Source organism: Pseudomonas sp. S44, assembly GCF_016624805.1.
Lineage (GTDB): Bacteria > Pseudomonadota > Gammaproteobacteria > Pseudomonadales > Pseudomonadaceae > Aquipseudomonas > Aquipseudomonas machongensis.
In genome coordinates, this window is sequence record NZ_JACVTY010000007.1 from 52,709 (window position 1) to 78,000 (window position 25,292).

18 protein-coding genes and 2 tRNA genes are annotated in these 25,292 nt (G+C 62.9%); 14 read left to right on the plus strand and 6 right to left on the minus strand.

Annotation, left to right across the window (positions count from 1 at the left end; translation table 11 throughout):
- The first annotated feature begins 2 nt into the window (after window positions 1-2).
- The 6 genes from IAE40_RS07955 to IAE40_RS07980 all read left to right on the plus strand — a co-directional run bounded on the left by IAE40_RS07955 (window position 3) and on the right by IAE40_RS07980 (window position 7,309).
- Window positions 3-4,553, plus strand: a complete 4,551-nt coding sequence (locus IAE40_RS07955) for an RHS repeat-associated core domain-containing protein (RefSeq protein ID WP_200602966.1) — start codon at window positions 3-5, stop codon at window positions 4,551-4,553.
- A gap of 15 nt (window positions 4,554-4,568) precedes the next feature.
- Window positions 4,569-4,955 (plus strand): hypothetical protein, encoded by a 387-nt coding sequence (locus IAE40_RS07960; protein ID WP_200602967.1) that lies wholly within the window; start codon window positions 4,569-4,571, stop codon window positions 4,953-4,955.
- Window positions 4,956-5,031: 76 nt separating this feature from the next.
- Window positions 5,032-5,469 carry a hypothetical protein gene (locus IAE40_RS07965; RefSeq protein ID WP_200602968.1) on the plus strand — a complete coding sequence of 146 codons (438 nt, stop codon included), beginning with the start codon at window positions 5,032-5,034 and terminating at the stop codon, window positions 5,467-5,469.
- Between the two features lie 158 nt (window positions 5,470-5,627).
- Window positions 5,628-6,236 carry a hypothetical protein gene (locus IAE40_RS07970; RefSeq protein WP_200602969.1) on the plus strand — a complete coding sequence of 203 codons (609 nt, stop codon included), beginning with the start codon at window positions 5,628-5,630 and terminating at the stop codon, window positions 6,234-6,236.
- 58 nt (window positions 6,237-6,294) lie between these two features.
- On the plus strand, window positions 6,295-6,750 hold the full coding sequence (locus tag IAE40_RS07975) for a hypothetical protein (RefSeq protein ID WP_200602970.1): 456 nt from the start codon (window positions 6,295-6,297) through the stop codon (window positions 6,748-6,750).
- 61 nt (window positions 6,751-6,811) lie between these two features.
- Window positions 6,812-7,309: an Imm42 family immunity protein gene (locus tag IAE40_RS07980; protein ID WP_197890698.1), complete on the plus strand. Its 498-nt coding sequence runs from the start codon at window positions 6,812-6,814 to the stop codon at window positions 7,307-7,309.
- A gap of 561 nt (window positions 7,310-7,870) precedes the next feature.
- Here the strand turns inward: IAE40_RS07980 and nirD are convergent.
- The 3 genes from nirD to IAE40_RS07995 all read right to left on the minus strand — a co-directional run bounded on the left by nirD (window position 7,871) and on the right by IAE40_RS07995 (window position 15,134).
- Complete coding sequence (nirD, locus tag IAE40_RS07985) at window positions 7,871-8,233, minus strand: nitrite reductase small subunit NirD (RefSeq protein ID WP_200602971.1); 363 nt, start codon at window positions 8,231-8,233, stop codon at window positions 7,871-7,873.
- A complete protein-coding gene (gene nirB, locus IAE40_RS07990) occupies window positions 8,233-10,785 on the minus strand; it encodes a nitrite reductase large subunit NirB (RefSeq protein WP_197890694.1) in 2,553 nt (850 codons plus the stop codon). The genes nirD and nirB overlap by 1 nt, the downstream gene beginning before the upstream one ends.
- Window positions 10,786-11,105: 320 nt before the next feature.
- The gene (locus IAE40_RS07995) at window positions 11,106-15,134 is read right to left on the minus strand and encodes a bifunctional nitrate reductase/sulfite reductase flavoprotein subunit alpha (RefSeq protein WP_200602972.1); all 4,029 of its coding nucleotides are present in this window, start codon (window positions 15,132-15,134) and stop codon (window positions 11,106-11,108) included.
- A 335-nt stretch (window positions 15,135-15,469) separates the two neighbouring features.
- Here IAE40_RS07995 and IAE40_RS08000 point away from each other — a divergent pair, with 335 nt between their 5' ends.
- From IAE40_RS08000 to IAE40_RS08015, 4 genes are all read left to right on the plus strand, one after another.
- Window positions 15,470-15,673, plus strand: coding sequence for a ParD-like family protein (locus IAE40_RS08000; protein ID WP_054890915.1), 204 nt, complete (start codon window positions 15,470-15,472; stop codon window positions 15,671-15,673).
- Entirely contained in the window at window positions 15,670-16,446 is a 777-nt protein-coding gene (gene map / locus IAE40_RS08005) for a type I methionyl aminopeptidase (RefSeq protein ID WP_200602973.1), read from the plus strand. The genes IAE40_RS08000 and map overlap by 4 nt, the downstream gene beginning before the upstream one ends.
- Window positions 16,447-16,515: 69 nt before the next feature.
- A complete protein-coding gene (locus tag IAE40_RS08010) occupies window positions 16,516-17,208 on the plus strand; it encodes a DUF1266 domain-containing protein (RefSeq protein ID WP_063545825.1) in 693 nt (230 codons plus the stop codon).
- Complete coding sequence (locus tag IAE40_RS08015) at window positions 17,205-19,883, plus strand: DUF805 domain-containing protein (RefSeq protein ID WP_200602974.1); 2,679 nt, start codon at window positions 17,205-17,207, stop codon at window positions 19,881-19,883. Before IAE40_RS08010 ends, IAE40_RS08015 begins: the two co-directional genes overlap by 4 nt.
- Here the strand turns inward: IAE40_RS08015 and IAE40_RS08020 are convergent, their stop codons facing one another.
- Window positions 19,884-21,590, minus strand: coding sequence for a molecular chaperone HscC (locus IAE40_RS08020; RefSeq protein ID WP_200602975.1), 1,707 nt, complete (start codon window positions 21,588-21,590; stop codon window positions 19,884-19,886). It abuts the gene before it with no gap.
- 266 nt (window positions 21,591-21,856) lie between these two features.
- On the opposite strand from IAE40_RS08020, the gene IAE40_RS08025 reads away from it, so the two are divergent.
- Entirely contained in the window at window positions 21,857-22,237 is a 381-nt protein-coding gene (locus IAE40_RS08025) for a COG4315 family predicted lipoprotein (RefSeq protein ID WP_200602976.1), read from the plus strand.
- Window positions 22,238-22,369: 132 nt separating this feature from the next.
- On the opposite strand, the gene IAE40_RS08030 is transcribed toward IAE40_RS08025, so the two are convergent.
- Window positions 22,370-22,446: transfer RNA gene (locus IAE40_RS08030), tRNA-Asp, on the minus strand.
- A 13-nt stretch (window positions 22,447-22,459) separates the two neighbouring features.
- Window positions 22,460-22,535 (minus strand) — tRNA-Val (locus tag IAE40_RS08035).
- Window positions 22,536-22,720: 185 nt separating this feature from the next.
- On the opposite strand from IAE40_RS08035, the gene rdgC reads away from it, so the two are divergent.
- From rdgC to sugE, 3 genes are all read left to right on the plus strand, one after another.
- Window positions 22,721-23,641: a recombination-associated protein RdgC gene (gene rdgC / locus IAE40_RS08040; protein WP_054890921.1), complete on the plus strand. Its 921-nt coding sequence runs from the start codon at window positions 22,721-22,723 to the stop codon at window positions 23,639-23,641.
- Window positions 23,642-23,779: 138 nt separating this feature from the next.
- Complete coding sequence (locus tag IAE40_RS08045; protein ID WP_063545828.1) at window positions 23,780-24,745, plus strand: bile acid:sodium symporter family protein; 966 nt, start codon at window positions 23,780-23,782, stop codon at window positions 24,743-24,745.
- Between the two features lie 228 nt (window positions 24,746-24,973).
- Window positions 24,974-25,291, plus strand: coding sequence for a quaternary ammonium compound efflux SMR transporter SugE (gene sugE, locus IAE40_RS08050; RefSeq protein ID WP_063545829.1), 318 nt, complete (start codon window positions 24,974-24,976; stop codon window positions 25,289-25,291).
- Window position 25,292: the final 1 nt, after the last annotated feature.

A 25,292-nucleotide genomic window follows, 5' to 3' on the forward strand; every position in this document is an offset into this window, starting at 1 on the left:
TCATGGCGCAGGACCTCCACGCCGCCCGCAAGGACGACCTGATACTGCACCCACCGTTGATGGCCGAACTCACCAGCGCGCTGACCGAGGCGGTGGTCTATGCGGCCGCCACGGCCGCAGTGGGTGCGGCCTTGGGCGCCGCCGTCGCCGCCACCATCGGCACCGGCGGTGCGGCGGCTGCACTGGTGCCGGTGGCCGCCGGCCTGCTGGTAGGCGCGGCCAGTTCGCTGCCCGGCGGCGGCGACAAGAGCATCGGCGAACACATTTCCGACTTCAGTGACTGGGTCGGCAACTCGTTGTTCCCGCCCGAGCCCTATGGCGCCATCCTGACCGGCTCCGCCAACGTCCATATCAATGGCATGCCCGCTGCCCGTGCTGCCGGCATCAGCCTGGGCGTCGAGGCCTCGCCCGACACCCCCGAGCCACCCTCCATCCTGGAAAACGTCGGTGCCTACGCCATGCTGGGCGCCTCGATGATGCTCCCGATCATCGGCATGGCCCAGGACATCGCAAGCATCTTCAACCCGCCGATCACTACACCCGCCGATCCCGGCACCCAGGAGAGGGGCGAGGACACTGTCACCTGCAGCAAGCACCCGGCCAAGAACTTCCTCGCCCAGGGTTCGGACAAGGTCTTCATCAACGGCCAGCCCGCAGTTCGGGTCGGCGACAAGACCACCTGCGACGGCCCTGTGGGCATGACCTTCTCACCCAATGTGCGCATCGGCGGCGGCACCCTGACGGTGCGCGACATTCGCGACGGCAAGAGCGCACTGGCGAAGATCATCGGCATCGTCGCCGGCATGCTCCTCTCGCGCCGGGGTGGCAAGGCCCGCTCACGCCCGGGCAAGGCCCCCAAGCCAAAGTCGATGATTCCCAAGTGCAAGGGCCATCCGGTGATCGTCTCCAGCGGTGCCAAGCTGCTCGATGGCCCTGACGACCTGGATTTCGCCCTCCCCGGCCTGCTGCCGATCGAGTGGGCCCGGCGCTATGACAGTAACGACACGCGCGGCGACGGCGTGTTCGGCCTGGGCTGGAGCCTGCCTTATGAAGTGCGCATCGAGCGTGTCCCCCACCCTGAAGGGGGCGAGCTGTGGATCTATGTCGACGAGGAAGGCACGCGTATCGAACTGGGGCGCCTGCAGCCAGGCAGCGCGCTGGTCAGCAGCCTCGACGGCCTGGCGTTTTTCCATCAGGATGCCGGCATCACCGTGGTCGAGGACATCTACAGCGGCCAGTACCAGGTGCTGCGCACCGACCCGCACGACCCGAGTCGTTCACGCCTGGTGCAACTGGGGGATCGCAACCTCAACCGCCTTGACCTGCTCTACGACAACGACGGCCGCCTGCAGTACCTGGTCGACACCTTTGGCCGCACGGTGGTCGAACTGCTCTACGACAGCGTGCATGCTCGCCGCGTCGGCCAGGTGCAACGTCTGTTCCTGCGCGGGGGCAACGACTTTGTGGTCGAACGCCGTGAAACCCTCGCCACCTACACTTACACCCCTGCCGGTCAACTGAGCGAAGTACACGAGCCGGGCGGCCAGGTGCTGCGACGCTTCAGCTATACCCCTGAAGGCCTGATGGCCAGTCACACCCTGGCCAGCGGTGCGACCTTCCATTACCAGTGGCAGCGCTTCGCCGCCGTCCCTCGTCCGACACCGAACCTGCCGCCGCTGCTCGAGCCGCAGCCAGACCATGAGTGGCGGGTGATCCGTCACTGGAGCGAAGACGGCGAGGACTACCACTTCCACTACGACCTGGCGCTGGGTCATACCGAGGTCACCGACAGCCTCGGTCGCAAGGAACATTTCGAGTGGGGCCCGTTGCACGAGGTATTGGTGTACATAGATGCACTGGGCCAGCGCTGGCAGGAAGAGGTCGTCCAGGGCCAGTTGCTGGCGAGCATCGACCCGCAAGGCGCCGAGTGGCGATACCACTACGATGCACTCGGGCGCCTGATCGAAAGCCACGACCCGCTAGGGCGTTGCGAGCGCACCACCTACACCGAGCACTGGGCGCTGCCCACGCACATCAGCGATGGCGCCGGCCGCACCTATCGCAATGCCTACGACACCCGCGGCAATCTGATCAGTACCACCGACCCACTGGGGCGCACCACGCGCTACCGTCACGATCGACAAGGCCGGGTGGAACAGGTCATCGATGCACAGGGCAAGACCCGCCAGCTGGAATGGAACGCCCGAGGGCAACTGATTCGCTACAGCGACTGCTCCAACCGCACCACCCTCTGGCGCTATGACGAGCGCGGTCACCTGAGCGAAGTCTTCAACGGCCGCAACAACCGCACCCGCTATCGTTTCGACGCCCGTGGCCACCTGCTGGAAAGCACCCGCGCCGACGGGCGCGTCGACCGCTACCAGGTAAACCTGTCGGGGCAGTTGACCCAGCACATCGACCCTGGGCAGCAGCTCACCCGATGGCACTACGACGAGCGTGGGCGCCTCAGCCAACGCACCGACGCCATGGGGCTCACCCTTCGCTTCGCCTGGGATGCGCACGACCGCCTGCAGCGTCTGCAAAACGAAAACGGCGAGCACTACGCCTTCCACTGGGATGCCCTGGACCGCCTGGCCGCCCAGCACAACCTCGATGGCGGCGGTCACAGCTATCGCTACGATGCAGCGGGCAATGTCATCGAGGCGAGGCTGCACCCGGCCCGCGACGCCGAGCCGACGTTCCCCGGCAGCCCGCCGGAACCCGAAGCGTCGATACAGTCGCAATACTTCGAGTACGACGACGCCGGGCGCCTGTTGCGCAAGCGCACCGACGACGGCGTCACCGACTACGAATATGACCTCGCCGACAACCTTCTGGCGATCACCTTCACCAACCTGCAGGGAGAGCCAAAACGGCTCGCCTTCAGCCATGACGCCCTCGGGCAATTGCTGAGCGAAACCGGTGAAGCGGGCCGGCTTGCCTACGAACATGACGAACTGGGCAACCTGCAGACCCTGACCCTGCCTGATGGCCGACGCCTCAACCATCTGTACTACGGCAGCGGCCACTTGCATCAGCTCAACCTCGACGGCCAGGTGATCTGCGATTTCGAGCGCGACGAGCTGCATGCCGAAGTCCTGCGCACACAAGGCCGGATCCAGACCCGGACCCGCTACGACAGCACCGGGCGCCTGCTGGAAAAAGCCCTGCATGTACAGGGCGCAGGCCCCGGCAGCCTGGCCCTGCTGAGCAAGCAGTATCGTTATGACGACAGTGACAACCTGATCGGCGAGGACTTCATCCAGTGTCAGCGAGCCCGCGACGGCGAGCCGCCCACGCACGCCCAGATCATCGGTCGCCTGTTCGGCACCGACGCCAGCGGCAATGTCCAGCGCGGTCAGGTTCGCTACGACTATGGCCCCACAGAACGCATCCATGGCGCCAGCCGCACACTGCCTCATCGCAATGGCCAACAGGTCGAGCACTACGGCTACGACAAGGCCGGCAACCTGCTCGACGGTTACCCGATCAAGGGCTACGTACGGCACAACCGCCTCAAGGTCTACCAGGACAAGCGCTACCGCTACGACCGCTTCGGCCGCCTCAGCGAAAAACGTACTGGCGCGCACCTGATCCAGCGCTTCGACTACGACGCCGAGCACCGCCTGGTACGCGTACACCAGCAGCGCGGGCCGGTGCACGAGCGGGTGGTATTCGACTACGACCCGCTCGGCCGCAGGATCGCCAAGCGCCTGTACCGCAACGATCACGCTACCCCTGTCAGCCAGACCCTTTTCCTCTGGCAGGGTCTGCGCCTGTTGCAGGAAATCCAGGACGACAAACCCAGCCTGTACGTCTACGCCGACAGCGACAGCTACGAACCCCTCGCCCGCCTCGACGGCGCACCCGGCGCCGAACTGCTGCACTACTTCCACACCAACCTCGCCGGGCTGCCCGAGCAGCTCACCGATGAAAACGGCATGACCGTGTGGCAAGGTGAGTTCGAGACCTGGGGCAAGTGTCGGGAAGAATGGCACCATGCCGGGCAGAACCGTCAGCAGAACCTGAGGTTCCAGGGACAGTACCTGGACCGGGAGACAGGGCTGCACTACAACACGTTCAGGTTTTATGATCCGGAGGTGGGGCGGTTTACACAGCAGGATCCGATTGGGTTAGGAGGGGGCGTCAATCTTTACGCTTACCCAAAAAACCCTCTCAATCATGCAGATCCGCTCGGCTGGATTCCTTGCCCAGTCAGTCGAGAGAAAGCTAACAAACTACTGGACAGTGGGGCGGTCAAGGTTACCGTCAAATCGAAAAGTGATGCAGAACAACTCTTCATGGATCGTTACCTAGGGCACAACTATAAAAACATGACCGGTGAAAGCGGTCCTAGCACGAAAAATTTGATGGAGTATCTTGGGGGCAAGAAAACGAAAGCAGGCACCTATCACTGGGATGACCAGATGGACCCACATCAACGCAATCGTGTCATGGGGCACGGCCCCGAAAACCCAGATGGTGCATTACCTCATCTGCAGGTACACCAGACTGATGGAAAAGTGATCCATATTTTCTTCCCATGGACATGAGGCTTTAGACAAATCATGACTAGCAAAAATCTGGAAAACCTCCTCAAAGGCAAAACTCTACTGAAAGAGGTCAAACCTGAAACCCCAAAGGACAGAGCTTGGATAGAGTTATCCCTGCAGGACCACTTAATTCCTACGTACCCTTTCAGGGCCGAACCCTATTCAATGATCGGCCATTCCCCCTATACCAACCAATGTCGCATTGAAGACGCACGCTTCAAAACCCGCTTGAACATATTTAACATCGAAGAGATAGAGCAAGACCTTGACCCCTCATACGATCGCCTTGGCAATTTTAAAACACTTGAATCCGTCGATGAATTGATGGAATTTCTAAACGAAAACAATCTGACGCTGGAGGACTTCATCGACGCATCGAGCGTGGAAGAGTACCCCTTGTGAGCACCATACAAAAAATACTTCGGAGCTTAGGGCGATCCTCATCATTGAGTCTCTTAGACTTTTTTGGACGTGATCGATGATAAAGCTCGCCCCTCAGAAAATTGATTTTGTCATCAACACCACACAGTTCAACGCAAATTACGACGAAACAGGTGCCGTATCGATTCAGGTTGAGGCTCAGCGACTCGAACACATCGAGAAGAATACCTACGCCATGGCGACGCTTGTTTTTGAACGCGTCGCTGAACTGCGCTGTATAACACTCAATTTTTTCGAGCATGAGTATCAAAACTACGAAATCTTGGGCAGTCAAGACGATGAAGTAAAAACCTGGCGTGAGACCGGGCTTCATCCTGACCCAAAATTCTATGAGGTCGTCGATTCAGCGCTGTTGGCGGAAAAGAATTCGCTTTATGACCCCGCCAACTTTCTTTCATTGAAGCATTACATCGTCGCGGGGTACGACAGCTACGTCGAGATCATCGCCGGCAGCTATCAATACGCTCTTGAGTAATTTTCCATGCAGAAAGACATCGCAGCGGAAGCGGATTTGTCAGAGATAAGTGCATGGCGTATGCCTTTAAAGCCGCACCTGCGCAAGGTAGGCGGTGCAATTGTAGGTGGACGGCCATTCACGCCAGGCGCCAGAGGCTTTAAAGGAGGGTGTTCATTGTGAAAGATATCAGCAGAGATGCTCAGGAAACACTCCTATCACTGTACCGTGAGCGCGAAGCTGTCAACAACCTCTGGCACGACAAGCAATTCTTTTCAGAAATCCTGACCTTTGCACTTTCGGCCCAAGCCAACCGACCGGCGGGCACCGAAGTCAACGCCTGCGCTAACTACTTCATCAATCACACACTTGTCTTTCTTATCGACTCATCTGAAACTCTAATTACATTATTGAAATCAATAGCACAAAAACCATTGCGCGCCACGCTGATCAGTCAATGGATTTCGAATGAGCTTGTAGCACTCTCACGAATTTCAGATTTCGCGCAGTACGAATACATGAGTGCTCTAGCAAAAATCTCAGACACCGATACTGAGATAATTGCCAAACTCAGTGCACGCCACCTGATAAGACAGGCCGAGCCCAACAGCTTATCACTTTCAAACCTCACGCCCGCACATTTAAACTTGAGCAGGCACCTGCAGGAATATCTAATCTCTTGGGCATACGAAGAAGAAAAACTTGACGAATGCTCCGTGAGCACCTTTGAGCGCGAACACCCTAAGAAGTACAGCATGCTAAAGAAAATAAAAACGCAAAATCCTTGAGCCACCAAAAAAAACACAACAAACACCTGCAACCAATCAAGAACGCCCGCACATAAAAATGGATCGCATCCTGAGTAACAAACAGCTGACCCTCAGAGCACAAAAATATGCTTCACACCTTCTTGGGATTCAGTCTTATAAACTTAAACATTTGCGACCAGACGATTTCTCTTGGCATAGAGAAACGATCAATTCCATGCACACTCTCGCTGAGAAGGCAGATGGACGCTTACTGCCTCACCCAACGAAAGCAAATGAAGTCATATCGGCCATAACTGATGCCTCGAACATATACAAAGAATTTGAATGCTGGATGTTCTTCGAAAACAGAATAGGCCTAAATTTTTACGGGTACGATTTTGGTGCATTCCTAGGAAGTTTATTCAGACTCGACAAAAGCTACGACGCTCAATTGGCCTTCACTGATCCGGATTTCATCATATCGCTGCGCGACGATGAGCACGCCATCGAAATGCACATCGTCAGGTCGGCTCTGCCATCAAAAGGTATTTGAATCGTGGCGATGGTTCGCACTCTGCTCTGTCCACTCATCGATGCGAAGAAAGGCCGGCAGCATGAGCTACTATAACGCGGGCAACATGGAGTTGTTTTCAGTCTGTTGCTCGACTTGCGCGCCAAACTTCAAGTCGGGTTGGATGGCCGTGAACCTATCTTTAGACAATCATCTCATTGGTGCAACTGAAGAGATCACGCAGATCGATACCTTTCTGAACATGATCAATGTCAAATTCGATAATTATGATCTCGATTACGCTGACTCCCTAAGAAATCTGGACAAATCAGCCGTGATTTCCCAGATCGAGCAAGGGTACGAGCACTCTCAAGACTGGATTGATTCCAGCAAAATTGGTGCGCTGTTCCTGTCGCTGAACCTGACGCCCTGCCTTGATGGCGATGTCGTGGTTCTGCTCATGCTTGAAACAACGGACCGGGTCATTTGGAGAGCTCATGACGATGACGTGGTGCGAGAAATTTTCCTGCCTCCTGGATACGTAAAAAACACACTGAACGATGTGATAAATTTTTTCAGCCCGCCCAAAAACCATGATTGATTCTTTCGAAACCACATTGCTCGAGGTGCTCGGGCTCGTCGCAGATTTCGACTCAGAGTATGCACAATGGAGTTGCAAGCTCGGCACAGGCCCCCTCCGATTGGAGTTGGTCTACTCACTGGACGGTACTGTTTCGACATCGCTGTATCTTGACGATAGGCTTCTGGCGTTCAATTACGCCAGCGGGCTGCATTGCCTTTCGATTGACGAGGACGAGATCTCATGCGACATCATGTCCGGATCACTTAGGCGAACACTCACCATCAATATCAATTCGCTAAGCGTGAGGTGGCAGGACTTATGATTCAGGACAGCCGTTGAAACCAACGCTCCCGCGAGTGCCCCTCAAGCCAAATGTGCGCGCAGCGGTAGTTGAAAGCCGTGGAGCCACGTTTATCCAAGGACCTGCAAAAGTGAGCCAGACCCGAGGTCTACGCGGTACCTGTGGGAGCGGGTTTACCCGCGAAGCAAACACTGCGGTAGATGGCACCGGCTTTGCCGGTGTTCGCGGGCAAGCCCGCTCCCACAGGTACTGCACAGGCCGGGCAGGAGCCATACCTGCTAGAAACAGCGAATCTCGACCTGCCCCCGTTCCATCCTCACCGGCCACACCCGCAACCGCTGCCCCGCATCCTCCAGGCAACGCCCATCACGCAAGCTGAAATGCTGCTTGTACAACGGCGCCGCCACCACCAGCTCGCCTTGCAGGCTGCCAATCAATCCCCGCCCGATAACATTGGCGCCTGAACGCGGGTCGCGGTTGTCCACGGCATACAGTGTCTGCTCCTGCCCGGGCAGGTAGAACAGCGCGACCTGCTCGCCGTCGAGCCAGACCACCACCCCCGAGTCGGCAATCAGATCATCGACCCGGCACACCGACTGCCAGATATCCTGTGGTGCAACGACAGCATTGGACAGGTTCATCAAACGAGCTCCTCGACAGTAGGGATCAACTCCAGCGGCGTAGCCGGTCGACGCTGTTCGCGCTCACGCACGAAATGCACATCCGGGTCGGGCCGCTGGTCGTTGACGAAGGTGCGGAAGCGCTTGAGCTTCTCCGGGTCTTTCAGGGCGTTGGCCCATTCGCATTCGTAGCGGTCGACCACATGCTGCATCTGCGCTTCCAGCTCGTCGGCAAGGCCCAGGCTATCGTCAAGGATCACCGCCTTGAGATAGTCCAGCCCGCCGTCCAGCCCTTCGCGCCACACCGAGGTGCGCTGCAGTTTGTCGGCGGTGCGGATGTAGAACATCAGCACGCGGTCGATCAGGCGGATCAGGGTGTCGTCGTCCAGATCGGTCGCGAACAGTTCGGCATGGCGCGGGCGCATGCCACCGTTGCCACAAACGTACAGGTTCCAACCCTTGTCGGTGGCGATCACACCGATATCCTTGCTCTGCGCCTCGGCGCATTCACGGGTGCAGCCGGACACCGCGAACTTGAGCTTGTGCGGCGAGCGCAGGCCCTTGTAGCGGTCCTCGATGCGCAGGGCCATGGCGACGCTGTCCTGCACGCCGTAGCGGCACCAGGTGCTGCCCACGCACGATTTCACCGTGCGGGTCGACTTGCCGTAGGCATGGCCGGTCTCGAAGCCCGCCTCGATCAGCTCGCCCCAGATCAGCGGCAATTCGTGCAACTGCGCGCCGAACAGGTCGATGCGCTGGCCGCCGGTGATCTTGGTGTATAGGTCGTATTTCTTCGCCACCTGGCCGATCACGATCAACTTGTCGGGGGTGATTTCACCCCCCGGAATGCGCGGCACCACCGAGTAAGTGCCATTCTTCTGCATGTTGGCCATGAAGGTGTCGTTGGTGTCCTGCAGCGGTACCAGCGAGGGATCCATGATCGGCTGGTTCCAGCACGAGGCGAGGATCGAGCCCACGGTCGGCTTGCAGATGTCGCAACCGACATGCCCCTTGCCGTGGCGCTCAAGCAGCTCGTTGAAGGTACGAATTCCCTCGACCCGCACCAGCGCATACAGCTCCTGGCGGGTGTAGGCAAAGTGCTCGCACAGGCTCTTGTCGACGGTCACACCGCGCGCGGTCAGTTCGTGCTCGAACACCTGCTTGAGCAGCCCCGCACAACCACCACAGCCGCTGGCCGCCTTGGTGCAGCCCTTGACCGCCGCCAGGTCCGCGCAGCCACTGTCGATGGCCGCGCAGATCGCACCCTTGCTGACGTTGTGGCACGAGCAGATGGTCGCGCTGTCGGGCAGGGCATCGGCACCGAGCGTGGGCGCGCCGCCACTCTGCGGCAGGATCAGCGCCGCCGGATCCTGCGGCAGGGCGATGCCGTTCTGTACGTACTGCAGCAGGGTGTCGTAATAGCTGTTGTCGCCGACCAGTACCGCGCCGATCACCCGCTTGCCGCTGGCGTCGACCACCAGGCGGCGGTAGCTGGCGTTGGCCTCGTCGATATAGCGGTAGCTGCGCGCGCCTGGAGTGGCGCCGTGGGCGTCACCGATGGAGCCGACATCGACCCCCAGCAGCTTGAGCTTGGTCGACATGTCGGCACCGGTGAACTCGGCACTGGCCTCGCCGACCAGCAGCGCAGCAAGGTTGCGGGCCATGCTGTAGCCTGGAGCAACCAGGCCGAACACGCTGCCGTTCCACGACGCGCACTCGCCGATGGCAAAGATCCGTGGATCGCTGGAGCGGCAGTTGCCGTCGATGACCACACCGCCGCGCGGCGCGATCTCCAGCTCGCAGGCACGCCCCAGGGCGTCACGCGGACGGATACCGGCAGAGAACACGATCAGGTCGGTTTCCAGGTACTCGCCACCATCGAAATTCATGCGGTGGCGATACTCTTCGCCCGGGTCGATCGACTGGGTGGCGCGAGACAGATGCACGCCGACCCCCAACGCTTCGATCTGCGCACGCAAGGCCGCGCCCCCTTCATGATCGAGCTGCACCGGCATCAGCCGTGGCGCGAACTCCACGACATGAGCCTCCAGCCCCAGCGACTTGAGCGCATTGGCGGCCTCGAGGCCCAGCAACCCGCCACCGACCACCACGCCACGCCGGGCGCCGGCGGCCGAGGCGCGGATGTCGTCAAGATCGTCGAGGGTGCGGTAGACCAGGCAGGCGGTACCGGTGGAGCCTTCGATCGGCGGTACGAACGGGTAGGAGCCGGTGGCGAGGATCAGTCGGTCGTAACCGTAGCGGCCCTGGGCAGTGACCACTTCGCCCAGCGTGCGGTCGATCTCCAGCACCGCTTCGTGCAAGTGCAGATGCACGCCGTGCTGACCGTAGAATTCGGGCTCGCACATCGCCAGTGCCTCGGCGCTGCTGCCGGCGAAGTATTCCGACAGGTGCACACGGTCGTAGGCGCGCTGGCGCTCCTCGCCGAACACGCGCAGCTCGAAGCGCGCCAGGGCGCCGCGCTCGATCAGTTGCTCGACCAGGTGATGACCGACCATGCCGTTGCCGACAATGACCAGTCGCTCTCGTTGTCCGCCGTTCGCTGTTGCCTTCATAGCCGATCCTCGATCACGGTGTGCGGGGCTTGCCCGACGCAAAGACAAAAAAAGGCGCCTGGAGCCGAAGCTCCAGGCGCCTTTGCCTGTACTCATCAGTGTGAGGCCCCTGTTGATCGCCGTTGATCAGTGGGGCTGTGTTGTAAATCGTTAAAAGCAGGGAGCGTGCCAAGGTGCAATCGGTGCTGGCGCTATGGCGGGACAAGCCCGCGCCAACAGGGGATGCAGCGTTGCGCGACCTGCAGGAGCGGGCCTGCCGCGCGAGAGCGCCGCACGCTGCACCGCCTCAAGCCGGTGCACCGCTCCCCATCCCGGTGCACTCAATACACATCGCGTCGATAACGCTTGCTCTTGCTCAAACCCTCGACATAAACCGCCGCCGCCTCGGCGCTCATCCGCCCGTGCTCGGCCACGACCTGGCGCAGCGCGGCATCGACATCCTTGGCCATGCGCTGGGCATCGCCGCAGATATAGAAGTAAGCCCCCGCCTCCAGCCACTGCCACAGCTCGGCACCCTGTTCGAGCATGCGCTGCTGCACGTACAGCTTCTCGGCCTGGTCACGCGAGAACGCCGTGCTCAGGCGCAGATGACCGCTGGCCTCCCAGGCCTGCAACTGCTCGCGGTAATAGAAATCGAAGGCAGCATGCTGCTCACCGAAGAACAGCCAGTTGCCGCCGGTCGCACCGCGGGCTTCGCGTTCTTCGAGAAAGGCACGAAACGGCGCGATACCGGTGCCAGGGCCAACCATGATGAGCGGCGTGGCATCGTCGTCCGGCAGTCGGAAATGCCGCGCGACCTGCGGGAAGATCGCCACCTCCAGCGCTTCGGCGCGGTCGGCGAGAAAGCTCGAGCTCACGCCCTTTCGCTGGCCATAGCGCACGGTTGAAACAGTCAGGTGCACCTGCTGTGGATGGGCCTTGGGGCTGGAGCTGATCGAGTACATGCGTGGCTGCAAGGGCTTGAGCAGGGTCAGCCAGTGCTCCAGTGACAGTTGCGGCGCGAAGGCAGCGAGCACATCGGCCAACTGCCGCCCCCACAGCCAGTCCGTGAGTTCGGCCTTGTGCTCGGGCAGCAGCAACCGACGCAGTTCACCGGCCTGCGGCGCCTGGCTGAAGGCTGCAAGCTGTTGCGAAGTGACCCGGGCGATCTCCAGGTGCCGCTCCATCGCCTCGGCCAACGGCATCGCCGGCAAGTCGGGCAGTTGCACGCACGTCTGGCCATCGAGCCCCATCAGCTCGAGCAGCTCCTGGACCAGCGCCGGGCAGTTGCGCGGCCAGACACCCAGCGCATCGCCTGCCTCGTAGACCAGCCCGGTGCCTTGCAGGTCGAACACCACCTGGCGCGTTTCCTTGGTCGCTCCGGGCGCATTGAGCACACGGTTCTCGATGATGGGAGCCAGGCAGGGCTGCTGCCTGCCGAACACTGGCGCCGGCTTGGCTGTGACCTGCGCAGCGGCCGTCGGCCCCAGCAGCGGCAACAACGCCTGCAGCCATGTGACGAACGATGGATCGAAATCCGGTTCGCAATCGACCCGATCGAGCAGACGTCGGCCGCCCAGTTCAGCCAGACGCTGGTCGAGCTTGCGGCCAAAACCGCAGAACTGGTCGTAGCTGGAATCACCCAACGCCAGCACGGCGAAGGGCAGTGCCGCACACTGTGCCCCCTCCTCGCCCTGCAACGCCTGCCAGAACGCCGAAGCGCAGTCAGGCGCATCGCCGTCACCAAAGGTACTGGTGATCAGCAGCACGCTGGCGGCGCCACGCAACTGGCTGGGGCTGACTGCATCCATGCAGCTCAGCTCGACGGCCAGGCCCGCTTCGCGCAGATGCGCCGCACAGCGCTCGGCCAGCGCCTCGCCATTGCCGGTCTGCGAGGCCCACAGCACCCGATGCCTGGCAACCTCGGCCATGGCGACCGGCGCCACCACCGGCTGGGCGAACAGGCCGGCGATCAAGCCATCGACGAACAAACGACTGGCGGGTGCGAGCGGCGCACCGGGCGGCAGGCTGGGCACCCCCGGTGCGCGCGCCTGCCCAAGGCCGAGCAGAAAGCCCTGCAGGTAGAGACGCTCCTCGTCCGCCAGGACGGGGGCCGGCAGGCTGTCCAGGCCCAGCAGGCGAGACAGGGTGTCGGTGGGCATGAGGGCAGACTCCGTAGGGATCGCGCTGGGCAGCTCGAGTGCCTCGATGCGTTCGCCTGCAACCCGCTCCAGGGTCACGGCGCAATGCTTGAAGGCCGGTTGCAGGGAGGTTGGATCGACGGCATCGCAGGTCACGGCGTTGATCGCCAGTTGCTCGCCATACAGGTCGTTCCAGTGAAAAGGGGCAAAGCAGTTGCCGACCAGCACCCGCTCGCTGATGCGTGCCGGCAGCACGGCCTGGCCGCGGCGCGAGCGGATCGCCACCTGATCCTTGTCGGCGATGCCCAGGCGTCGGGCGTCCTCGGGATTGATCTCGACGAAGGGGCCGGGCTCGAGCTTGTTCAGGCTCGGCACCTTGCCGGTCTTGGTCAGGGTGTGCCACTGGTGCTGCACGCGGCCGGTGTTGAGCACCAGCGGAAAGTCGGCATCCGGCAGCTCGGCCGGCGCCAGCCAGGGCCGAGCGAAGAACCGCGCCTTGCCACTGGGCGTGGGAAAGGCCAGTGCGGGGCGCTCGCCCTGGGTATCGTGCAGCAGCGCCTGGCTGCTGCCGTCGTTGAGATAGCGCAGCGGGCTGCGGTCGTCCACGCGCCCGGGCGCACTTGGCCACTGTCGCGGTTTGTCGCGTAGCTCGGCATAGCCGATGCCACGCAGGTCATAGCCGGTGGCGGGGTTCCAGAAACGGCGGATCTCGTCGTACACCGCTTCGGCATCGGCATAGCTGAACGCCTCGGCATAGCCCATGGCACAGGCGATGCGGGCGATGATGCGCCAATCCTCAAGGCTTTCGCCGGGCGCTGCGACCGCACGCGGCATCAGGGTGAGGTTGCGCTCGCTGTTGATCATCACACCCTCGCCCTCGGCCCACAACGCGGCCGGCAGCAGGATGTCGGCATGGCGGTTGGTCTCGGTGTCGAGGAAGGCGTCCTGGGCGATCACCAACTGCGCCTCGTGCAGGCCGTCGATCACCTGCTGGCGGTTGGCGACACTGGCCACCGGGTTGCTGCAGATGATCCAGCAGGCCTTCACTTGCCCGGCCTTCATCTGCTCGAACAGCGCCACCGTGCCTTCACCGCCTTCGCTGCGCAGCGCGCCCGGCGCCAGGCCCCACTGCCGCTCGACGAAATCGCGGTCACCCGCCACCTGCGCCGAACGTTGGCCCGGCAGGCCCGGGCCCATGTAGCCCATCTCACGGCCGCCCATGGCGTTGGGCTGGCCGGTCAGCGAGAACGGTCCGCTGCCAGGTCGGCAAATCGCGCCGGTGGCCAGGTGCAGGTTGCACAGCGCGTTGCTGTGCCAGGTGCCATGGATGCTCTGGTTGAGGCCCATGGTCCAGCAGCTCATCCACTCCGACGCCCCGCCGATCCAGGCAGCCGCCTGACGGATATCGGCCTCGGCAAGGCCGGTCAGGGCCGCGACCCGTTCGGGGGGGTAGTCGGCGAGAAACGCAGGCATCTCGTCCCAGCCCTCGGTGTGGCGGGCGATGAAGTCGATGTCTGTATGGCCGTTCTCGTGCAACAGGTAGAGCAAGCCGTTGAGCAGAGCCAGATCGCTGCCCGGGCGCACTTGCAGGAACAGGTCGGCCTTGTCGGCGGTGGCACTGCGACGCGGGTCGACGACGATCAGCCGAGCCCCGGCCTTCACTCGGTCGAGCAGGCGCAGGAACAGGATCGGATGACAGTCGGCCATGTTGGCGCCAATGACGAAGAACACCTCGGCACGCTCGAAATCCTGGTAGCTGCCCGGTGGACCGTCGGCGCCCAGCGACTGCTTGTAGCCGCTGCCGGCACTGGCCATGCACAGCCGCGAGTTGGATTCGATATGGCGGGTGCGGATAAAGCCTTTGGCCAGTTTGTTGGCCAGGTACTGAGCCTCCAGCGACATCTGCCCGGACACATAGAGCGCCACGGCATCCGGCCCATGATCGTCGATGATCGCGCGCAGGCGCGCGGCCGATTGCGCAATGGCGTCGTCCATGCCGGTGCGCACCGGCTGCTGGCTGCGCTGCTGGCGCACGAAGGCGTGCTCCATGCGTCCGGCAGCGGACAGTGGCAGGTGTGCGGTGAGGCCTTTGGTGCACAGGCGTCCGAAGTTGCTCGGATGCTGTTTGTCACCGCTGATCTTGACCACCTTGCCCTCGGCCACGGTCATGACAATGCCGCACCCGACCCCGCAATACGGGCAAACGCTGCGCACCTCGCTGCTGCTCATGGGCGGTCTCCCTGAAAACGCAAAAGGCGCCGGCTACCCGGCCTGCAGGGCAAGCGGGGTAACACGGCGCCTTTGTCGTGAAGATGTAGGGCCCCTCGGCGTTGAGGGGTCCGGATGCTGCTGAATCAGCAATTTGCGGGCCAGTTGCGCAATGGCGGTGGCCTTGGCGCGGGCAACCCGCACCCGCAGGCCTGCGCAGCCCAGAGGGCGGGTCGCCCCGCGAAAACATCGACGCGATATCCGCCCCGTCTTGATACCCCCGCGCACCAGAAGATGACACGACGCCCAACCGACTATATGATCCGTATACGTTTCATATACCAGGAAGATTCCCCATGGGCATCGTCAAGATCTGCGACGACCTCCACGAAGACCTGCGCATCGCCAGCGCCGCGATGTCGCGCTCGATCAACGCCCAGGCCGAACACTGGATCCGCATCGGCATGCTCGCCGAACTGCACCCCCAGGCCACCTACCAGGAACTGCTGCGTCAACTGCTGCGCCAGGAACAAGCGAATCTCAAGGAGCTGCTGCAATGAGCGAGGTGATACTCAAGAACCCCGAGCAACTGGCACTGATGCGCAGGGCCGGGCAGTTGCTGGCACAGGTGTTCGCCGACCTTGACGGTTTCATCCGCACCGGGGTGACCACGATGCAGATCAATGACCGCGCCGAAGCCTTCATCGTCGAGACGCTCAAGGCGCGCCCGGCGAGCAAGGGCCAGTACGGGTTCCCCTATTCGCTGAACACCTCGGTGGACCAGGTCGTCTGCCACGGCATGCCCAAGGTTGACGAGGTGCTGCAGGAAGGCTCGATCATCAACGTCGACATCACCCTGGAACAGGGCGGCTATATCGCCGACTCGTCGAAGATGTACCGCATCGGCGCAATCAGCGAGGAGGCCCGGCGCCTGGTCGACACCACCTACGAGGCGCTGTGGAAAGGCATCGAACAGGTGCGCCCCGGCGCCACCCTGGGCGATATCGGCCACGCCATCCAGCAGTTCGCCGAGGCGGCGGGCTACAGCGTGGTACGCGAGTACTGCGGCCACGGCATCGGCCGGCAGATGCACGAAGCGCCGCAGGTGCTGCACTACGGCCAGCGCGGCATGGGCCTGAAACTCAAGCCCGGGATGGTGTTCACCATCGAGCCGATGATCAACCAGGACGCCCGCGGCACGCGCACGCTGAAAGATGGCTGGACGGTGATCACCCGCGATGGCGGGCTGTCGGCGCAGTGGGAGCACACCGTCGCGGTGACCGAGCAGGGCTATGAAGTGCTGACGCTGCGAGCGGAAGAAGGCCGGCGTTGAGGCCTGCGTAGACGGCCCCCTTGCTGCCTCTCTACAATCGCGCCACACCCCTCGCCCCGGACACTCTTCATGGACGAATCCGCACAGCATTGGCTGCATGCCCTCTCCGCCCCGATGGCCGCACTCAACGGTGCCAGCTACACCGCCGCCGAATACTTCGAAGGCGAAGACCAGACCGACCTGGAAAGCGGCTGGGGCATCAGCACCCGTGCCCAGTTGCTCGACGTGCTCGGCATGGCCGACAACGGCCACGCCAGCGAGATGAGCAACGCCTACTGGCAGTTCCAGCGCTGCCTGCCAAGCCAGTGGCAGGCACTGCTCGCTACGCTGACACCACGGGACCAGGTCAAGTACAACTACGCCGCCCGCACCTTTCCCGACTGCGGCCCGGGCGGAACCCGCGCCTGGGACATCGGACGCATGAGCTTTCTGCTGCGCGCCGGGGTGAAAAAGGGCCATATCAGCCGCGACGAAAGCCTCTACCTGCACTATCGCCTGGCCTTGCGCGCTCGCCATTACTACAACCGCTGGGACAGCTACATCGCCGGGTACCTGTTCGGCAAGGCGCTGTGGAATGTCTCCGACAGCAGCGACGAAACGTTCGCCGCCAACCTGGAGCGTCAGGGCAACGAACACTGGAATCGCTGCATTGCCCTGAACCTGAGGATCGGCGCCAACGCGCTGCTCGCCGACCTGCCCTGGGAGCTGCCGTTGCCTGAGCCGGAACGCCCGGCATCACTGGAAGAGGACTGCTGGTCATGAGTTGCTGGATTCGCCTGGGCATCGAGCCGACCCAGGACCTCGACACCATCCGCCAGGCCTACCGCGGCCGCCTGCCGACGCACCATCCGGAAACCGATCCCGAAGGCTTCCAGGCCCTGCGCGCCGCCTACGAGGAAGCACAGCGCCTGGCCCGCGAACACGCCGAAACCGGCGCGGCGCCCGAGCAGCAAGCAGCCGAAGGGCAGACCGAAGCGTCCACCAGCGAAGCCTTCGAGGCGTTCCATGCACTGCTCGAAGACTCCACTCGCCGTTACGAACCTCAAGCCTGGCAGGACTACATCGCCCAACTCGACGAACTGCCCCTGGAGCAACTGGAAGACCTCAGCTGGCGACTGCTGCACAACCTGCGCAACTGCGGACCGATCTCGTACCAGTGCGCACGCCTGCTGGCCCAGCGCATGGGCTGGGCCGAGCAGTTGCTGCGCCTGGCGCCGGAAGATGCCCAGGAGATAGAGGCCTTCCTGCAGCGCATCGAGGAACCCGATCCCTTCGACACCCGCCTGATGCAAAGCTGGTCCCCCGCCGCGCAACTGGAAACCCTTTGGTACTTCCGCAGCCTCGGCTACTACCATCAGGAGCGCCCGCTGTTCGAGTACGCACAGTTCGCCGGGTGCCACACCTGCGTGGCGTTCCCCGACGACGAGCATCTGGTTCAGCGTCTGACCGAACAGTTCAGCCAGGTGGGCATCGGCAGCCTCACCCTGCATGCACGCCTGCAGCTCCAGCACCAGCAGGCGCCGGACGATGTCGACCTGCTGTTCTTGCTGGCCCGCCAGGCCGACGCCCTGGGCGCCGAGCAGCAAGCCCTGGACTGCTGGCTACGGCTGTGGCGCGAACACCGCCACCCGCAGGCCGAACGCTGGCTGCTCGACCTCTGCGCGCGCTACCAGCCGCAACGCCTGCCACTGCTGATCCAGGCCCTCGACCAGCAGAGCACGCCCGACACCTGGCCCGCCGACCTGGCCGATCCGGCACAGGTCCTGGGCAGCCCGGCACAGTCGCCGCAGACACTGGCGCGCTGGTCCGAAGCCTCGCGCCTGGGCCTTGAGGGCATCGCCGCCACCTACATCGACTGGCGCCTGGACGGCGACGACGAACTGCCGCTGCTCGCCTGGCTGCTGCCCAACCAGGACGATCGCGAATTGCACCGCCGCTACTGGCAGGCCTGGGCCCTGCAACGCGGTGAAGCCGGCTTGCTGCGCACCATTGTCGATGAGCGCCTGGGCAACGACCCGCTCGATGCCTTGATCCTCGAAGGCTTCCAGCGCCAGGCGGCGCAGCAACTGCATTGGCTCGAACACTCACCGGTGGCGCGTGCACTGGTGGAGTATTGCGCACATGACGAGGGGCCGGTGGAACTGCCAGAGGCGCTCAAGGCCGATGCACTGCACCCGGCCTGCCGCGAGTGGCTGCGGCGCATGCGGGTTTATTCGCCGCGAGCGCTGGGCGAGCTGAACGAGCATTTCGACATGCGCCGCATGTTCACCGTGCCATTCGGCCTGGTGCTGATGGAAGAACTGGCACTGAACGGCATCGAGCTGCCGCCGATGGTCGAGGGCGAAGCACTGTGGAACTGGCATCGCCAGCAGTTGTTCATGCTGGCCACGGCGCAACAGCCGCAACGCTGGCTGGACCTGGCGCCACCGCAACTGGCCGCCCAGCTCACCTACCCGAGCGACCATCCGTTCGCCCCCCTGCACAAGGTGCTGATCGCCCGTCAGGCTCAGTTCAACGAACACAATGCCCTGCTCGGCTGGATGGACGACCGCGACCCGCTGCAGGCCCTGGTCGCCAGCCGCCTGCACACACTGGGTTACGTGTTCGGCAGCACTCGCCTGCCCAGCGCGGTACGTCTGCTCGAATGCCTGGAAGAAGACGTCGGTACCCTCGACGGCCACCCACTGGGCTACATGCTGCTATGCGCAGTGCTGTACCACGACCCAGAGCTCGATGCTCAACAGCGCGCCCGCTTGCGCGATCGCCTCGAGGCGATGAACAACGACAGCCCCTGGTTCGCCCCGCTGCGCGATGGCCTGATCGCCGGCAAGGTCAAACGTCCGCCGCGCCAAGCGGTAGAGCAGGAAGAGAAGGTCGACGGCAAGCTGCTCAACGAGATCCTCGATGCCTTCAATCACCTGGTCAAATCCGCATCCCCGCCAGGCACCCGCAGCCTGATGCGCCTGCAGAAAGCCAAGGATGACCCGGACCAGGACACCGGCCTGCGCTGCGCCAGCATGGCGATACTGGCTCGCGCCGAACGCTTGCTGATGGCCCGTGTCAGCCAGACCCCGGTACCCTCCTGGGCATTCTGGCGCCTGGACAGCCGCCTCAATCGCAGCGACCTCATCGCCCACGTGATCGTGATGCTGCTGGCGGGCACGGCGCTGACCACCGCGACCAAGAGCCCGATGCTCTGGACCCTTGTCGTGTTGCTGCTGTTGACATCCTTCCTGCGGCGCTTGCGCGACTTGGGCCAGGGCGTCTGGGCACTGGTGGGGTTGCTGGCCGTCAGCCGCCTGCTGCCATTCGCACCGCTGCTTCTGGTGGGGCTACCCGGCGACAAGCTGGCCAACCGCTATGGCCCTTCACCGGACGACCCCGACCAGTTGCAACTGGGCCTGCAAGTGGCCCTGCGGCGCCTGAATCATCCCTGATCAGTAGCGCAGCTCGTCCAGCGCCTGGCTCAACTGCTGGCGCTGGCGACTGATCTCGGTGGCCTGCTGGCCAGCGAGCACGGCATTGAAGGCGTCCAGCCAACTGCCGATGAGGTCGCGCTCATCTCCCAGGCTCTGCATCCAGGCGCGCTCCAGGCGGGCCAGCAGGGTGCGATTGGGCAAGGCGTCGCGCGGGTGGATCTTCAATCTCGCCAGACGCTCGTGGCTGGCCTGGCGGGCGTCGCTGTCCAGCCCGGTCGGGCTGCGGTCGATGCTGTGGCTGTGCTTGTGTCCGGTTTCGAGGAACGTCACGTCCACTTCGAGCAGGCCATTGATGTCGTAGCTGAAGCGCACATCCAGCGACTGCACCTGGCCGGTCGGCTGCAACGGAATCTCGAAACTGTCGACCAGAATGTTGTCGCGCACCCAGGGCCGCTCGCCCTGGTACACGGCGATGCGCACCACTTTCTGCTCCGGATGGCTGCTGTAGAAGCGCTGCACACGCGAGGTGGGTATCACCGTGTTGCGCTCGATGATCGGGGTAAAGGCCCCGGACACGTCCTCGCCACGGGACGAGGCGACCCCCAGGGTGTAAGGACAGACATCGGTCAGGATCAACTCGTCGATCGCCGAATCCCGCGCCTTGCAGGCTGCCTGGCTGGCGGCGCCAAGAGCGACGATGGTGTCCGGATCGAGGTGGCGGTACGGCAGGCGGCCGAACAGCTTGGCCACCAGTTGCTGGATCTGCGGCATGCGCGTGGCCCCGCCGACCAGCACCAGGCTGTCCAGTTCGCGCGGGCTCAGGCGCGCATCACGCAGGGCCTGCTCGATGGGGGTCCGTACCCGTGCCAGCAACGGCGCCCAGATCGACTGCAGCCGGGCCTGGTCAAGCACCCATTCGCGGGCCTGGCCATCGCCGCTCCAGTGCAGGGTGCGACTGCCCTCGCCCACCTCGCGTTTCAGCTGCTCGATCGCATCATGCAGGCTCGACAGCGCCTGGGGCTCAAGGGTTTCGGCACTGAGGTTCCAGTCACGCAGGCAGGCATTGAGCAAGGCCTCGGTGAAGTCTTCGCCCCCCAGATAGTTGTCACCGGTTGAGGCATGCACCTCGATCAGCGGCAAGGCGTATTCCAGCACAGTGACATCGAAGGTCCCGCCGCCCAGGTCGAACACCAGGGTGCGCTCGAACTTCTGCTCGTGCAGCCCGTAGGCCATGGCGGCCGCGGTCGGCTCGTTGATCAGGCGCTGCACCTTCAGCCCCGCCAGCTCCGCAGCGAAGACCGTGCGCTTGCGCTGCTCGTCGCTGAAATAGGCCGGCACCGAAATCACCGCTTCACTGACCGCACACCCCAGATACGCCTCGGCATCCTGCTTCAACGCACCCAGCACCAGAGCCGAGAGCTCTTCCGGGGTGAAGCGGTGCTCGCCGAGCTCGAAGCGCTTGTCACTGCCCATGAAGCGCTTGAAGGCCGCAGCGGTGCGATGGGGGTGGGTGGTCAGGCGGGCGCGGGCGGCGCTGCCCACCAGGATGCTGCCGTCGTCGTCGACGCTGACCACCGACGGCGTCAGCACCTCGCCCACGGCATTGGCGATCAACTGCGCCTTGCCGTCCTGCCAGACCGCGATAAGGCTGTTGGTGGTCCCCAGGTCGATACCCAGCAGTGGGGTCGACGGCGTGGGCGTTGGAGAGGTGCTGGCATCCTGCATGGTCGGTCTCTGCTTGCAAGGTAGAGCCGGCGCGCGGCCTGCTGGCTGCATCCGGCGTGTAGGGGGATTCTGACGCAATGAGCCAGCGAGTTGAAGGCGTAGATGCGAACCCGGCGTGCCTGCTGACCCAGGGCGGCACCAGGGACGGAAAAATATTCATCGAACACGGGAATAGAAGCCGACACCGGGGCGTTGTCCCTGCATGGCCGATGCATAAGGCCATCATTCCCCCGAACGGATTCGGATAACCGCCAGAGGTATCTCTCATGTTGAAGAAAAGCGCACTCGTTCTTTCATTGGCTCTGACCTGCGTGTCTGGCCTGGTCTTGGCTGATGCCCCCGCGAAGGTCGGCGACAGCGCCCTGGGCAAGGTCCTGGTCGACAGCAGAGGCCTGACCCTCTACACCTTCACCAAGGACAGCGCTGGCAAGTCGGCGTGCAACGGTCAATGTGCGCAGAACTGGCCGCCGCTGGCCGCCGGCCCCTACGCCAAGGCCGCCGATGGCTACAGCGTGATTACCCGCGACGATGGCAGCAAGCAGTGGGCTTACAAAGACCAGCCGCTGTACGGCTGGGTCAAGGACCAGAAACCGGGCGATACCACCGGCGAAGGCGTCGGCCAGGTCTGGCACGTGGCCAAACCCTGAAGCTGAAACACCACGGGGGCTGTCGATGGACAGCCCCCGTGGTGTTTGTGCAAGACAGAAACAAAAAAAGCGACCCTAAGGTCGCTTTCTTTGTGGCTTCCGGGTGTTCAGTGGGCCCTGGAAGCTGGAATATGGCGCAGCGGACGGGACTCGAACCCGCGACCCCCGGCGTGACAGGCCGGTATTCTAACCGACTGAACTACCGCTGCGCTATACATCGAGTGGTGGGTGATGACGGGATCGAACCGCCGACCCTCTGCTTGTAAGGCAGATGCTCTCCCGGCTGAGCTAATCACCCTTCGTCTCGGTGTGGCGCGCATTCTACGGAGGAGCCTGTACCCTGGCAAGCACTTTTTTCAAATTTTTTATCTGATCTTTCAAAGACCTATGAATAAGTCACTGCTGGCCCTCTGACAGGGTTGGCCTGCAACCACTGCTCGGAGAATAATGCCCGCCTTATGCATTAAGGAGAGATTCCCCCTCATGTGGTTCAAGAACCTGCTGACCTACCGCCTGACCCAGGATGTCCCGTTCGAGCCTGAAGCGCTGGAGACCGCCTTGGCCAGCAAGCCGGCCCGCCCCTGCGCCAGCCAGGAGCTGACCACTTACGGCTTTGTCGCTCCGTTCGGCAAGGGCGAAGACGCTCCCCTGGTACACGTCAGCGGTGAATTCCTGTTGATTGCCGCACGCAAGGAAGAACGCATCCTGCCCAGCAGCGTGGTCAACGACGCGGTCAAGGAGAAGGTCGAAGAGATCGAGACCGAGCAGATGCGCAAGGTCTACAAGAAGGAACGCGACCAGATCAAGGACGAGATCATCCAGGCCTTCCTGCCGCGTGCTTTCATCCGCCGTTCGATGATCTTCGCTGCCATCGCTCCGCGCCAGGGCCTGATCCTGGTCAACTCGGCCAGCGCCAAGCGCGCCGAAGACCTGCTCTCCACGCTACGTGAAGTCATGGGTTCGCTGCCGGTGCGCCCGGCCACCGTGAAGATCGCCCCGACCGCGACCATGACCGACTGGGTCAAGTCGCAGCAGCCTGCCGAAGGCTTCTATCCACTGGATGAATGCGAGCTGCGCGACACCGCCGAAGACGGTGGCATCGTGCGCTGCAAGCGCCAGGACCTGGCCAGCGAGGAAATCCAGTTGCACCTGAGCACCGGCAAGCTGGTCACGCAACTGGCCCTGGCCTGGCAAGACAAACTGTCGTTCGTGCTCGACGACAAGATGGTGATCAAGCGCCTGAAGTTCGAGGAATTGCTGCAGGAGCAGGCCGAGCAGGATGGTGGCGACGAAGCCGCGCAACAGTTCGACGCAAGCTTCCTGTTGATGATGATGACCCTCAACGAATTCCTGCCGGTGCTGTTCGAAGCCCTGGGTGGGGAAGAGATTCCGCAGGGGGTCTGATTCAGGTTGAAAGGCCGGTGCTGGGTGGTTGTGTGGTCGCCAGCACCGACCTCTTCGCGGGACAAGTCGGGGCGCCGAACCGCCGCTCCCACAGGGCCAGTGAATTTCACAAAGCTATAAATAGAAAAGGAATCCCCCATGCGCGCCCTCGCCGCCTTCAGCCGTTTCGTCGGTAACACCTTCGCCCTCTGGGTGCTGGTGTTCGCCTGCCTGGCCTTCCTGCAACCGCAATGGTTCATCGCCCTGAAGGTAGCCATCGTGCCACTGCTGGGGTTGGTGATGTTCGGCATGGGCCTTACGCTCAAGCTCGACGACTTCGCCGCCCTCGCCCGTCAACCCTGGCGCGTGGCGCTGGGAGTGGTGGCGCATTTCGTGATCATGCCGGGCGTTGCGTGGCTGCTATGCCAACTGTTTCACCTGCCACCGGAAATCGCCGTGGGCGTGATCCTGGTCGGCTGCTGCCCGAGCGGCACCGCCTCGAACGTGATGGTCTGGCTGTCGAAGGGCGACCTGGCACTGGCCGTGGCCATCGCCGCAGTCACCACCCTGCTCGCGCCCTTGCTGACCCCGGCGCTGATCTGGTTCCTGGCCTCGGCCTGGCTGCCGGTCTCGTTCATGGACATGTTCTGGTCGATCCTGCAATTGGTGATGCTGCCGATCGTGCTCGGCGTGCTGGCGCAGAAGCTGCTCGGTGCGCGGGTGCAACTGGCGGTGCAGGTGCTGCCACTGGTGTCGGTGGTGAGCATCGTGATGATCGTCTGCGCGGTGGTCGCGGCCAGCCAGGCGAAGATCGCCGAGTCCGGCCTGCTGATCATGGCGGTGGTGATCCTGCACAACAGCTTCGGCTTCCTGCTGGGCTATCTGACCGGCAAGCTGTGCAAGCTGCCCCTGGCCCAGCGCAAGTCGCTGGCGCTGGAGGTGGGAATGCAGAACTCAGGCTTGGGCGCGGCCCTGGCAGCGGCACATTTCTCACCGCTGGCGGCGGTGCCCAGCGCGCTATTCAGCGTCTGGCACAACATCTCCGGGGCCTTGCTCTCGACCTGGTTCAGGCGCATGGAAGAGCCCCGCGGTGCCGGGGAGGAACAGGCGCAGGTCGGGCACTGAGCGGGCGGGCCTCTTCACGGGCAAGCCTGCTCCCACAAGGTATACAGCTGTCTTGGGTTTGGGAGCGGCGGTTCGCCGCCGCGACTTGCCCGCGAAGAGGCCCGGACAGGCGCCACTTGCTTGTCACCCGGCAGATGTGCAATATAGTGCGCACTGTGAGGACGGCCTCACGACGCAAGGCGTGACCAATCCGGGGACGGCCCCATCTTTCAACGATGGAGAATCATCATGTCCTGGATCATCCTGTTCTTCGCCGGCCTGTTCGAAGTCGGCTGGGCTATCGGCCTCAAATACACCGATGGCTTCACTCGCCCACTCCCAACCGCACTGACCGTCGCCGCCATGGCCGTGAGCCTGGGCCTGCTGGGCCTGGCCATGAAGGAATTGCCGCTGGGCACTGCCTACGCCATCTGGACCGGCGTCGGCGCAGTCGGCACGGTAATCGCCGGCATCATCCTGTTCGGCGAATCCATGGCATTGGTGCGCCTGATCAGCGTTGCGCTGATCGTCGCCGGCCTGATCGGCCTGAAGGTCAGCGCCAGCTGAC

What these genes read in the sequence shown, in the direction of transcription:
- IAE40_RS07955 (WP_200602966.1), top strand. Translation starts at nt 3, where the DNA reads ATGGCGCAGGACCTCCACGCCGCCCGCAAGGACGACCTGATACTGCAC.
- IAE40_RS07960 (WP_200602967.1), top strand. Translation starts at nt 4,569, where the DNA reads ATGACTAGCAAAAATCTGGAAAACCTCCTCAAAGGCAAAACTCTACTG.
- IAE40_RS07965 (WP_200602968.1), top strand. Translation starts at nt 5,032, where the DNA reads ATGATAAAGCTCGCCCCTCAGAAAATTGATTTTGTCATCAACACCACA.
- IAE40_RS07975 (WP_200602970.1), top strand. Translation starts at nt 6,295, where the DNA reads ATGGATCGCATCCTGAGTAACAAACAGCTGACCCTCAGAGCACAAAAA.
- IAE40_RS07980 (WP_197890698.1), top strand. Translation starts at nt 6,812, where the DNA reads ATGAGCTACTATAACGCGGGCAACATGGAGTTGTTTTCAGTCTGTTGC.
- nirD (WP_200602971.1), bottom strand. Translation starts at nt 8,233, where the DNA reads ATGAACCTGTCCAATGCTGTCGTTGCACCACAGGATATCTGGCAGTCG.
- nirB (WP_197890694.1), bottom strand. Translation starts at nt 10,785, where the DNA reads ATGAAGGCAACAGCGAACGGCGGACAACGAGAGCGACTGGTCATTGTC.
- IAE40_RS07995 (WP_200602972.1), bottom strand. Translation starts at nt 15,134, where the DNA reads ATGAGCAGCAGCGAGGTGCGCAGCGTTTGCCCGTATTGCGGGGTCGGG.
- IAE40_RS08000 (WP_054890915.1), top strand. Translation starts at nt 15,470, where the DNA reads ATGGGCATCGTCAAGATCTGCGACGACCTCCACGAAGACCTGCGCATC.
- map (WP_200602973.1), top strand. Translation starts at nt 15,670, where the DNA reads ATGAGCGAGGTGATACTCAAGAACCCCGAGCAACTGGCACTGATGCGC.
- IAE40_RS08010 (WP_063545825.1), top strand. Translation starts at nt 16,516, where the DNA reads ATGGACGAATCCGCACAGCATTGGCTGCATGCCCTCTCCGCCCCGATG.
- IAE40_RS08015 (WP_200602974.1), top strand. Translation starts at nt 17,205, where the DNA reads ATGAGTTGCTGGATTCGCCTGGGCATCGAGCCGACCCAGGACCTCGAC.
- IAE40_RS08020 (WP_200602975.1), bottom strand. Translation starts at nt 21,590, where the DNA reads ATGCAGGATGCCAGCACCTCTCCAACGCCCACGCCGTCGACCCCACTG.
- IAE40_RS08025 (WP_200602976.1), top strand. Translation starts at nt 21,857, where the DNA reads ATGTTGAAGAAAAGCGCACTCGTTCTTTCATTGGCTCTGACCTGCGTG.
- rdgC (WP_054890921.1), top strand. Translation starts at nt 22,721, where the DNA reads ATGTGGTTCAAGAACCTGCTGACCTACCGCCTGACCCAGGATGTCCCG.
- IAE40_RS08045 (WP_063545828.1), top strand. Translation starts at nt 23,780, where the DNA reads ATGCGCGCCCTCGCCGCCTTCAGCCGTTTCGTCGGTAACACCTTCGCC.
- sugE (WP_063545829.1), top strand. Translation starts at nt 24,974, where the DNA reads ATGTCCTGGATCATCCTGTTCTTCGCCGGCCTGTTCGAAGTCGGCTGG.